The sequence below is a fragment of the Ectothiorhodospira mobilis genome (genome assembly GCF_900114895.1).
Lineage (GTDB): Bacteria > Pseudomonadota > Gammaproteobacteria > Ectothiorhodospirales > Ectothiorhodospiraceae > Ectothiorhodospira > Ectothiorhodospira mobilis_A.
This window is the reverse complement of record NZ_FOUO01000027.1, coordinates 1-10,186: the sequence shown is the minus strand read 5'-3', so window position 1 is coordinate 10,186 and position 10,186 is coordinate 1. Positions and strand designations below refer to the sequence as shown.

The 10,186-nt window shown below is 64.6% G+C and carries 9 protein-coding genes, 1 tRNA gene and 1 pseudogene; 4 read left to right on the top strand and 7 right to left on the bottom strand.

Annotation, left to right across the window (positions count from 1 at the left end; genetic code table 11):
* Positions 1–134: 134 nt before the first annotated feature.
* The 4 genes from BM214_RS12230 to BM214_RS12215 all read right to left on the bottom strand — a co-directional run bounded on the left by BM214_RS12230 (position 135) and on the right by BM214_RS12215 (position 2,842).
* Positions 135–225 (bottom strand) — tRNA-Ser (locus BM214_RS12230).
* A gap of 101 nt (positions 226–326) precedes the next feature.
* Positions 327–674 (bottom strand): DUF1820 family protein, encoded by a 348-nt coding sequence (locus BM214_RS12225; RefSeq protein ID WP_090487756.1) that lies wholly within the window; start codon positions 672–674, stop codon positions 327–329.
* A 205-nt stretch (positions 675–879) separates the two neighbouring features.
* Complete coding sequence (locus BM214_RS12220; RefSeq protein WP_090487753.1) at positions 880–2,316, bottom strand: sodium:solute symporter family protein; 1,437 nt, start codon at positions 2,314–2,316, stop codon at positions 880–882.
* 64 nt (positions 2,317–2,380) lie between these two features.
* Positions 2,381–2,842 (bottom strand): hypothetical protein, encoded by a 462-nt coding sequence (locus BM214_RS12215; protein WP_244888012.1) that lies wholly within the window; start codon positions 2,840–2,842, stop codon positions 2,381–2,383.
* A 222-nt stretch (positions 2,843–3,064) separates the two neighbouring features.
* On the opposite strand from BM214_RS12215, the gene BM214_RS12210 reads away from it, so the two are divergent.
* The 4 genes from BM214_RS12210 to BM214_RS12195 all read left to right on the top strand — a co-directional run bounded on the left by BM214_RS12210 (position 3,065) and on the right by BM214_RS12195 (position 7,606).
* Positions 3,065–4,516, top strand: coding sequence for a TrkH family potassium uptake protein (locus BM214_RS12210; RefSeq protein WP_090487751.1), 1,452 nt, complete (start codon positions 3,065–3,067; stop codon positions 4,514–4,516).
* 118 nt (positions 4,517–4,634) lie between these two features.
* Positions 4,635–5,888, top strand: a complete 1,254-nt coding sequence (locus BM214_RS12205; RefSeq protein ID WP_090487748.1) for a GGDEF domain-containing protein — start codon at positions 4,635–4,637, stop codon at positions 5,886–5,888.
* Positions 5,889–6,004: 116 nt separating this feature from the next.
* On the top strand, positions 6,005–6,760 hold the full coding sequence (locus BM214_RS12200; RefSeq protein ID WP_090487745.1) for a lysophospholipid acyltransferase family protein: 756 nt from the start codon (positions 6,005–6,007) through the stop codon (positions 6,758–6,760).
* 168 nt (positions 6,761–6,928) lie between these two features.
* The gene (locus tag BM214_RS12195) at positions 6,929–7,606 is read left to right on the top strand and encodes a metal-dependent hydrolase (RefSeq protein WP_090487743.1); all 678 of its coding nucleotides are present in this window, start codon (positions 6,929–6,931) and stop codon (positions 7,604–7,606) included.
* Between the two features lie 277 nt (positions 7,607–7,883).
* Here the strand turns inward: BM214_RS12195 and BM214_RS12190 are convergent, their stop codons facing one another.
* From BM214_RS12190 to BM214_RS12180, 3 genes and pseudogenes are all read right to left on the bottom strand, one after another.
* Positions 7,884–8,336, bottom strand: coding sequence for a hypothetical protein (locus BM214_RS12190; protein WP_090487740.1), 453 nt, complete (start codon positions 8,334–8,336; stop codon positions 7,884–7,886).
* Positions 8,337–8,465: 129 nt separating this feature from the next.
* Positions 8,466–8,675, bottom strand: a pseudogene (locus BM214_RS13100) (AAA family ATPase); the annotation flags it as partial.
* A gap of 90 nt (positions 8,676–8,765) precedes the next feature.
* Positions 8,766–9,728, bottom strand: a complete 963-nt coding sequence (locus tag BM214_RS12180; protein WP_090487734.1) for an RpnC/YadD family protein — start codon at positions 9,726–9,728, stop codon at positions 8,766–8,768.
* Positions 9,729–10,186: the final 458 nt, after the last annotated feature.

The window sequence follows — 10,186 nt, the reverse complement described above, 5'->3', positions numbered from 1 at the left end:
TGCAATGGACATGGTCTGTTTCCTCCTCGTCTCGCTGCGTAGATATCTCACCAAGCAGCGTAATAGGGTGGGAGCAGGCCATTCCATTAAAAAAGCCCGCCCCGATATGGAATCGGGGCGGGCCCTTGGCATGCTGGCGGAGAGGGAGGGATTCGAACCCTCGATACGGGGTTACCGTATACACACTTTCCAGGCGTGCGCCTTCGACCGCTCGGCCACCTCTCCGGATTGTCTTTCCGGCCCTTGCGGGCCCTTGACCGGGGTCGCTGCCTCGATCAAGATCGGCAAAGATACAGGAAACGCGGCGGCTTGGCAAACGGCCCGTTTCAGCCGTCCTTGCCGGGGCCGCCCCGGCCCTGGGGCAGGTAGCTGGCGGGTAAGGTGGTGACGTTGGAGCCCAGGTCATGGATGCGGGCCACGCCTTCTTTCTCCACCTCGTCGATGCGCACCACGGCGTGCATGGGGATGAGGCTGCGCTTTACCCCGGAGAATTCCGATTTCAGCTTCTCCTCCGTGGGGTCCACCACCACCGTGCTGTGCTCGCCGAAGACCAAGTCCTCGATGATGACAAAGCCATACATCTCCCCCTGGTAGGCGTGTTGGGCGAAGACCTCGTAGACCTTGCCCTGATTGATGAAGGTGATGCGGTAGAGGCGTTTCTTGCTCTGGCTCATGGCCGGGGATTGTGCCACCCCCGGCGGGTGATGTCATGGCCCGTGGCGATGCCCACGGGCCGGGGATGGATCACCACAGGGTGCCGCGCCGCCAGTCCCAGAGGACCAGGGCCAACAGGGCCACGATGGTCAGGGTGGTGAGCACCGTAGCGACGGTGATGAGCACGGACAGGAAGCCGACGGATGCCATGGCAGACTCCGGTGATCAGTGGTTGGGGGGTGGTTCCCGCAGGCGCTCCCAGTCGAAGTCGCCGGGCCGGGCCCAGGTGGTGGCCAGGACCACCACCATGGAGACCGCGGCCCCCACCAGGGCGCCCACATAGAAGCCGATCTGGAAATACGCCAGGATACCGGTGGCGCTGCCCAGGACCATGGCCAGGGAGGCGCCCCACTGGTTGGTGCGTCGCCAGTAGAGCCCGGCGGCGATGGGCCAGATGGTGCTGGCCACGAAGGCACCGGTGAAATACAGCAGCTGCGCCAGGGTGGTGATCTTGGGCAGGCACAGCAGCCAGGCCAGGATGCCCAGCAGCAGGATGGTGACCTTGGTGGCCGTGCGCAGGTGCTCGCCGGTGGCGTGGGGCTTGAAGTGGCGGTAGTACAGATCCCGCACCACCAGCATGGCCGTGGCTGCCAGCAGGGAGTCCAGGCTGGAGGCCAGGGCGGCGAAGACCATGATGAGGACGATCACCGCGCCGGTGAGGCCCAAAAGCTCCGAGGCGACGATGGGGCCCACCATGTCGGCGGCGGGGATGTTGGTGCCCAGGGCCGGGCTGGCCAGGGCGATGAAGCCGGCGACGATGGGGATGGGGGCCCAGAAGATCCCCGCCAGCAGATAGGCCCACTGACCCACCCCCTCGCGGAAGGAGTAGGCCCGGGTCCACCACACGTTGGAGTGGAAGATCTCGCCCATGCCAAAGAGCAGGTTGTTGAACAGGAACATGATGGCCGCGGGCATCATCAGGCTCAGCAGTTCGGGGCGCTCCCGTTCCAGGCTGGTGTGGATCTCGTCGAAACCGATGCTGCCGATGGTGAGCCAGGCCAGCACCACCAGGCCCACGAGGATGAGGATGGACTGGATGAAATCGGTGCCGATGACGGCGCGAAAGCCGCCGATGAGGGTGTAACTCACGCAGGCGGCCAGGATCACGGTCATGCCCTGCCAGTAGGGGATGCCGGAGAGGGCGTGGGTGAGCACGCCGCCGGCCATGCCCAGGCTCACCAGCCAGCCCAGGCTGTAGAAGAGGGAGATGGCCAGGAAGATGCGCCAGGCCAGCTTGCCGTAGCGCAGGCGCACGAAGTCGCCGCTGGTATAGCCATAGGGCATGAGATGGCGGATGCGCTTGGCCAGGGGGGCGAACAGCAGCAGGCCCACGGCCCCCAGGGAATAGCCGATCATGCCCCAGATGCCCATCTGGTAGGCCAACTGGGGCGCCATCATGGTGGTGTTGCTGGTGACCCAGGTGGCCATGGCCGTGGCGGTGCCCACGGCCAGGCCCACGCGGCGTCCCGCGAGGACGAACTGGTCCAGGTCCTTGTCGTGACGTCCGAAGTACCACCCCAAGCCCACGTAGAGGAGGGTGAACAGGGCGATCAGTATCCAGGCCAGTCCCGGTTCCAGGATGGCGGTTTCCTGGATGCTCATAGGCGCTCCCGTCGGTCAGATTCGATCCGGTTTTTCGGTAGGTGTTTGGACACGGCCAGCGGTCTCAGCCTTCAGGGTCCGCTCTGCGCTGGGCGCTGCTGCTGGCGGCGATCATGCCGGCAGTGGTGAAAAAGACGACCCCCCCCAGGAAGAAGAGGCCGAAGGCCTGGGCCGTGGAATGGTGATGTACCTGCACCTTCAAGGGGGGGCTCCAGGGGGAGCGGCTGCCATCCTCGAACACGGCCCGCACGCGATAATGATAGTCGCCATTGCGGCGTCCGCTGATGACCGTGGCCCGGTCCGCCCCTTCGTAGAAGATCTCGGCGGAGGCGAAGTCTCCCCCCCGGGCCTCCTGGAGGATGAAGCGGTCGATGTCCGCCTCGGCCCCCTCCAGGGCCCATCGGAGCTGATAGTAGCCCGCCTTGGCCTCGGTGCTGGTGGATTCCAGCACGGGGGCCTCCTGCGTCGCTCCCCAGGCCGGGGAGAGGGCCAGTAGCAGAAGGGCGGTGAGGATCGCCCGGGTCAAGGGAGGAAGGCTTCGGACCGTCTGGGTGCAGGACAAGGGCTCGCTCCTTGGGTTGCGCCCCGTCGGTATCGCGATATCCGGGAAGGGTGCGCCGCCCGTGAATCGTTGCCCCATGACCCTAGCCCCCAGACCCCGGAGGGTCAAGGCGCGGCATCGCACGGTCTTTCCCCGAACGGCCGCCTGGCGTACCTTTAACGGCCTTCGCACACACCGGGATCTTGCATGCGTTGGGCCTCCGTGCTGCGTGTCGTCGGCCTTTTGCTGATGCTCTTCAGCACCACGATGCTGCCGCCGGCGCTGGTGGCGCTGATCCACGGGGATGCCGGCCTGGAGGCGTTCCTCATCGCCTTCGGCGCCCTGCTGCTGCTGGGTTTCCTGCTCTGGTGGCCGGTGCGCCGGGTCTATCAGGAATTGCGCACCCGGGATGGTTTTCTCATCGTGGTGCTGTTCTGGGTGGTGCTGGGGCTCTCCGGTGCCCTGCCGCTGGTGTTCTCGCCGGCGCCCCAGGTGTCCTGGACCGATGCCGCCTTCGAGAGCGTCTCCGGGCTGACCACCACCGGGGCGACGGTGCTCACCGGCATCGAACACCTGCCCGAGTCCATCCGCTACTACCGCCAGCAGCTGCAGTGGCTGGGGGGCATGGGCATCATCGTCCTGGCCGTGGCCATCCTGCCCATGCTGGGGGTGGGGGGGATGCAGCTCTACCGCGCCGAGACCCCGGGGCCGGTGAAGGATACCAAGCTGACCCCCCGCATCGCGGAGACGGCCAAGACCCTGTGGTACATCTATCTGATCCTCACGGTGAGCTGCGCCCTGGCCTACTGGGGGGCAGGGATGGGGGTGCTGGATGCCATCGGACACAGCTTCGCCACCGTGGCCATCGGGGGGTTCTCCACCTACGACGCCAGCATGGCCCATTTCGACAGCCCCCTGATCTCCATGATCTGCGCCCTGTTCATGCTGGTGGCCGGCATCAATTTCGCCATGCATTTTCTCGCCTGGCGCAGCCGTTCCCTGGCGCATTACTTCAAGGAGCCGGAGGTGCGCTGGTTTCTATCCATCCTGTTTGGTGGCGGGGTGATCGTGACGGCGACCCTGTGGACCACCGGTTACCACGATGATGGGTGGGAATCCCTGCATCAGGCCATCTTTCATACCGTCTCCATCGGCACCACCGCCGGTTTCACCGCCGATGCCTATCAGGACTGGCCCCTGTACCTGCCCGTGTTGCTGACCCTGATGGCCTTCATCGGGGGCTGCGCCATGTCCACCGGGGGGGGCATCAAGGTGGTGCGCTTCATGCTGCTCATCAAGCAGGGCTACCGCGAGGTGGTGCGCCTGGTGCACCCCAGGGCGGTGGTGCCCATCAAGGTGGGGGGACGGCCGGTGCCGGACCCGGTGATCGATGCGGTATGGGGTTTTTTCGCCGTCTATGTCGCCCTGTTCACCCTCATGATGCTCCTGCTCATGGCCCTGGGGCTGGACCAGGTGACGGCCTTCTCTGCGGTGGCGGCCACCATCACCAACCTGGGGCCGGGGCAGGGGGCGGTGGCGGCCCACTATGCCGATATCGGCGACGCGGCCAAGTGGGTGCTCATGTTCGCCATGTTCCTGGGGCGGTTGGAGGTGTTCACCCTATTGGTGTTGTTCACCCCCGCCTTCTGGCGGCGCTGAGGGGCCGGTGGGCATGGCCAGGTCCCAGCGGCATTGAATCCCCGGACCCCGCGGGGCATCCTTTGCGGCTGGTTTGGCCCACCGGCTGAAGTCACGAACCCCGCCAGGATCCGTTTCCATGATGCAAGAACGCATCACCCGCCTTGCCTTCACCCTCCTGCCGCCCCTGGCCATTGCCCTGGGCGTGGCCGCCACCGTGCGCGGGGATCTGCTGCCGCCCCTGCCCCGGGGGCTGATGGAGGCCGGCCCGTGGCTCGCCGCGCTCCTGGGGGCGGGATTGGCCCTGGCCTACGGTCGCACCCGGGTGCTGGTGTTCATTGGCCTGGTGCTGGCGGTCTACCTGGGGGCCGTCTTCCAGCTTCGGCCCATGGCCTATCAGGGGGCGGGGGACCCGGCACCGGCCCTGGGTTATGCCCTGCTCACCTTCCTGGTCCCCATGATCGCCGTGGCCAATAGCTTCTGGACCGAGCGTTACCACATCGCCATGGATCTGGGCCTGCGTCTGCTCGCCTTTGGAGCCTGCGCGGGCATCGGGGTGGTCCTGATCCGGCAATACCCCGATGCCGCCGAGGCCTTCCTGCTTACCATCCACTGGCCGGCCGTGCACTGGCCGGGCCTGGGGATGCCCCAGGTCTCCAGCTGGAGCCTCCTCTTGGGCCTGGTGATCACGGGGATCGCCCTGGTGCGTGGTCCCCGGCCCTTCTGGGCGGCGCAGTGGGTGGGGCTTTTGGGGATGGGATGGATGCTGCCGCAGCTCTTTCATGCCTACGCCTTGCCGCTGTCCGCCACGGCCATCCTGATCATCCTCTCCCTGGCGGTCATCCAGGAGTCCTTTCAGATGGCCTTCCGGGACGATCTCACGGGCCTGCCGGGCCGCCGTGCATTGAACGAGCGCCTGCAGCGCCTGGGCCGGCGCTATGCCATCGCCATGACCGATGTGGATCACTTCAAGAAATTCAACGACACCTACGGCCACGACCTGGGGGATCAGGTCCTGCGGGTGGTGGCCAGCCACCTGCGCAAGGTGGGGGGGGGCGGGCGCGCCTACCGCTATGGCGGCGAGGAATTCACCATCGTCTTTCCGGGTAAGCGGGCGCAGCAGTGTGTACCCTTTCTGGACGAATTGCGCGAGGCCATCCAGGACTATGACATCGTCATCCGCGATGAGAAAAACCGCCCCGAAGACCGTCGTGAGGGCAGGGCGCGGCGCGGTCAGGGGCGTGGACAGACCGTCTCGGTGACCATCAGCATGGGGGTGGCGGAACGGGATGCCGAGCATCCCGATCCGGAGGCGGTGATCAAGGCCGCGGACCAGGCCCTGTACCGGGCCAAGGAAGGGGGGCGTAACCGCGTCTGCACCCACGAAGGCTAGCGGCTTAACCCGTTCCCCCGGCCCCCAAGAAATGGGGAGAATATGCGACAATCCCGCCGGATCCGGCCCAAAACCGGATCCGCGCGTGTTCTGGTATCCATCCTGGGAGGGGTTCGATGGCGGATCGGGAGAATCGGCCGGGGATCATCATCCGCAGCATCCTGTTCTTCGTGCTCTACAACGCCATGGGGATCGTGCACAGCCTGCTGTCTCTCTTGGCGGCACCGTTCCAGACCTTCGAGCAGCGCTACCGCTTCGTGAACCACTGGACCCGGGCCACCATGTGGCTGCTGCGGGTGCTCAACGGGGTGCATATCCGTGTGGAGGGGATGGAGAACCTGCCCCGGGACGAGGCGGTGGTGATCATGGCCAACCACCAGAGCCAGTGGGAGACCTTCTATCTGCAACTGCTGGTCTCCCCCCAGGCCACGGTGCTCAAGCGGGAACTCCTCTGGCTGCCCTTCTTCGGCTGGGGGCTGGCCCTGCTGCGGCCCATCGCCATCGACCGGGGCTCCCCGGGCGCGGCCCTGAAGACCCTGGTCCGGGAGGGGACCCGGCGCCTGGAAGAGGGGATCAGCGTGGTGATCTATCCCGAGGGCACCCGGCAGCCCCCGGGCACCCTGGGGCGGTTCGGCATCGGCGGCGCCATGCTCGCCTGCCGATCCGGGCGGCGTGTGCTGCCCATCGCCCACAATTCCGGCGACTGCTGGCCCCATCGCTCCCTGATCCGGCGCCCCGGTACCATCGTCCTGCGCATCGGTGAGCCCATGGCCTGTGAGGACGGCGACGCCAAGGCCCTGAACGCCCGGGTGGAACAGTGGATCCGCCAGCAGGCCGGTGCGATCATGGATCCCTCCGGCGCGGCGCGATAGCCCCCGCCGCGTCGTCTACGCCCTCCTGTTCCATACGGACCCGCGCAGGCAATCCCCGGGTGTGCGGGTGGACCTTCTCCAGTCCCCCAGCGCGGCCCAGGGCACTGTCCATAATTCCAGCTGTGGTACCATGATCATTTAAAAACAGCTGGATCATCAGAATCTTTCATGGCCAATTTCGCAACGCACGTGAGCGTCGCCGGGGTGGTGGGCGGCGCATTGGCCGGTGCGGTCGCCGGCACCGGGCATCTCCAGGGTGCAGGTGCCCCCCTGGCCTGGGCCGGACTGTTCACGGCGGGCACGCTCCTGCCGGATATCGACGTGGACGGTGGCCGTGCCCAGCGCTGGCTCTTTTCCGGGCTGGCCTTCGCGGCCTTCCTGCTGGTGTTACTGCCGGTGATCCCGGTGACGGGGGTCTCCTGGCGGCAATGGCTGGAGGCCGGGGGTTGCGAGCGCATCCTCTTGGCGGCGGGGGTCTGGCTCCTGGTGCGCTTCCCCCTGGCCTGGGGATTTCAGCGGGCGACGCGCCATCGCGGACTCTGCCACAGCCTCGTGGTGGGATTGCTGTGGGGATTGGGCTGGATCTACCTGGCCCTCACATGCCTCCATATGACCGCCGAGGCCGCCTGGTTGCAAGGGGCGGCGATCTTTCTCGGCTTCATCCTCCACCTGATCCTGGACGAGATCTCCAGCGTCGACCTGGACAACGCCCGGGTAAAGCGCTCCTTCGGGTCCGCCCTGAAGATCTGGGCACCGGATCAGCCCCTGGCCTCCCTGGCGGCCACCCTCGCGGTGATCCTGCTGCTCTGGGCCCTGCCGCTGCCATGGGGATGGCTCGCCCGTTAGCACCTTCGGGTCCTCCGGTATATGCCCTAGAGCACCCAGACCAATAATCAAAGAGGCCCCGCAACAACGATCCTTGTGGCGGGGCCTGGTGTCGCACGGCATCGAATCCTTCCCTTGGGGCGCCTCCCTGTCACCGCCTCCTCGTCCGTGACTGCCTTCGATGGCGACGGGTTCATAATGATCTATGCATATTCCAGGCGCAATGGGGAAGGGGTTTATTCGTTGACTTGCGTCAAAAATTAGCCGCTGCTGCGAGATTTGCCGGTGTATTTTCGGTTCACACCATAAAGCGCAGGGCCGCCAGGGTGAGCCCCAGGGAGGTGGCGATAAAGCTGAGCAGCCAGTAAAACTGCCGGTCCTGACGCTTGAGCAGGGCATCGAAGCGTTCGTCACTCTTGTCGAAGCGCTTATCCACCTGCTCGAAGCGCTTGTCCATCTGCTCAAAGCGCTTGTCCATCTGCTCAAAGCGCTTGTCCATCTGCTCAAAGCGCTTGTCCATCTCTTCACGCAAGGCCTCGATACGTTTGTCCACCTGCTCGAAGCGCTTGTCCATCTGCGCAAAGCCTTCGCGCATCAGTTCCCGCTGGTGCTTGAGCTCCTCCTCCACTCGCACCATTCGTTCGCGCAGTTCGATCTCGTAAACGGCGGGTGGCTGGCCCAGGCTCTGATCTGCCAGCCACTGGCCCAAATGATCCTTGATGTACTGGATATCGCTCTCAGTGAGAGTCATGACGGTCCCTCTCTGAATGCCATAGATCGCGCAACACAGTATGCCACAGATGGCTCATGCGGCTGCCTCCCCCCTCAGCCCGCTTTTGCCTGCGGAAAGGGAGCTACGCCAAGAGGTAGCGCACTCCGCCCACTTATCGTGTATGTACAGCCCTTCGAACAGGGCCTTTCGGCCTTCGAACAGGCAGCTCAGGGTATCCAGCAGCAGGCTCTTGCCGAAGCGGCGGGGGCGGGAGAGGAAGTACTCCCCCCCGATCTTCTGGGCAGTATCCGGCGTTCGGCGGCGGTCACGGTGGCCTCCAGAGTGAAAAGCCCAATCGGGTGGGAGGCGATTACACATTTGTGGGAGTGGGCCTCGGCCGCGAAAAGCGGAGGGCACTGATATCGGGTGAGACCCCAGCCGCCGAAGTTTACCTGGGGAGCGGCAGGATCAATGAGTGCCCAGGAGTGCCTCCAGGCTATCAGCGGACAGGATCTTGACGACCCACTCATCCAACTGCTCATCGCTGGCCTGATTCAGGCGTTCATCGGCCCAGGTGGGCAGTTCTCCAAATTTCACGGCAATCAGCTTACGCAGAGTATCCGCAACACCCAGATGGTGGCCTTGCTCGAGTCCTTTCTCCATCCCCTTCTCAATCCCCAAACGCTCCGCCGTATTGATGTAAGGCATACGCTTTTCCTCCTCAATAGCATAGACCACTTCCAGAAAACCCCGTTCCAGTCCCCTGGGCAACTGGATCATCCAGTCGATGATGTGAAACAGCCGCTGAATCTCAGCCCGACTGTAACCCCGTTCATAAAGGAGGCGAATCAAGCCCACCTTGGCTCGCTGGCGCTCCTCTCCATTATCCAGCAGCTTGGCCTTGATCTGCGCCATCACCACCAGAGCGAAGACATTCTCGCTGGCCTCCAGCTGTGCCCAGTGCGCCTCCCAGTCGATCAGCTTGGTCATGGGAAACGCAAATCTCAGCTCACACCCCCATCGGGCATACCGGAAGCGCTCCGGCCGAAACCCTGGACTGGTGTCCGCCAGCACCGCCAGGCTCACCACATCCACCCCGTACCGGTCCCGCAGGCGGTACTGGTAAGTGTACATCCGCTGGGCAAACCCATCCTCTGGCTCGCCCTGCACCTCCACATGGATCAATACCCAGGTCTCGTCCCCTTCCAGGTCATGGACCTTGATGAGCTTGTCCGCATGGCGCCGGCCACTGCTGGCGTCTGCCGTGATCTGCTGCAACTCCTTGTCCATGGGGCTGTACCCCCGCGACCAGTCCACCTCGCCATGGATGGCGGGGAACAGCAACTGTACGAACTCCTCGAAGTAGGATTCCAGGGCATCCTTCCAGGGGCTATCGTGATCCGTGCGCCGGGCACTGTCTTGATCGGTCATGGTCACTCCTTTGACGAAGCATCATTCTCTACCAAAGCCACCGACGATGGAATGGAAACCAGGTGGGTGGGAACGGCCCTCGGCCGCGAAAAGCGGAGGGCACTGATATCGTTCCCCGTACGGGCCACCGCGTGCCCCGTCGTTCAGGATGCTGCCAAAAGCTCCGACCCAAACACATCCCGAGCCGTCCGCAAACCAGCCCCAGGGCGCTATCCTCCATCCAGCCGCGCCGATGCTCATAGTCGTTGCCGGTGACTGAATCCTGGCCACAGAGAAACGCCCGCCGTCGGCGGCTGTCAAGGTGGTTGTCGCCTGAGAGCACATCGTTATGCAGCCATTTTCAGTGGCTGATCTTGAGCAACACGCTCAGGATTCATGGTGACGATATCGACATGCGACCAGTTACGAGTCTTTCCACTCCAGCGCTCCGGGCGAAGCTGTCGGGCTCTTTGGAATTG

Coding starts and splice junctions, on each gene's coding strand:
- BM214_RS12225 (WP_090487756.1), bottom strand. CDS start 674: ATGAGCCAGAGCAAGAAACGCCTCTACCGCATCACCTTCATCAATCAG.
- BM214_RS12220 (WP_090487753.1), bottom strand. CDS start 2,316: ATGAGCATCCAGGAAACCGCCATCCTGGAACCGGGACTGGCCTGGATA.
- BM214_RS12210 (WP_090487751.1), top strand. CDS start 3,065: ATGCGTTGGGCCTCCGTGCTGCGTGTCGTCGGCCTTTTGCTGATGCTC.
- BM214_RS12205 (WP_090487748.1), top strand. CDS start 4,635: ATGATGCAAGAACGCATCACCCGCCTTGCCTTCACCCTCCTGCCGCCC.
- BM214_RS12200 (WP_090487745.1), top strand. CDS start 6,005: ATGGCGGATCGGGAGAATCGGCCGGGGATCATCATCCGCAGCATCCTG.
- BM214_RS12195 (WP_090487743.1), top strand. CDS start 6,929: ATGGCCAATTTCGCAACGCACGTGAGCGTCGCCGGGGTGGTGGGCGGC.
- BM214_RS12190 (WP_090487740.1), bottom strand. CDS start 8,336: ATGACTCTCACTGAGAGCGATATCCAGTACATCAAGGATCATTTGGGC.
- BM214_RS12180 (WP_090487734.1), bottom strand. CDS start 9,728: ATGACCGATCAAGACAGTGCCCGGCGCACGGATCACGATAGCCCCTGG.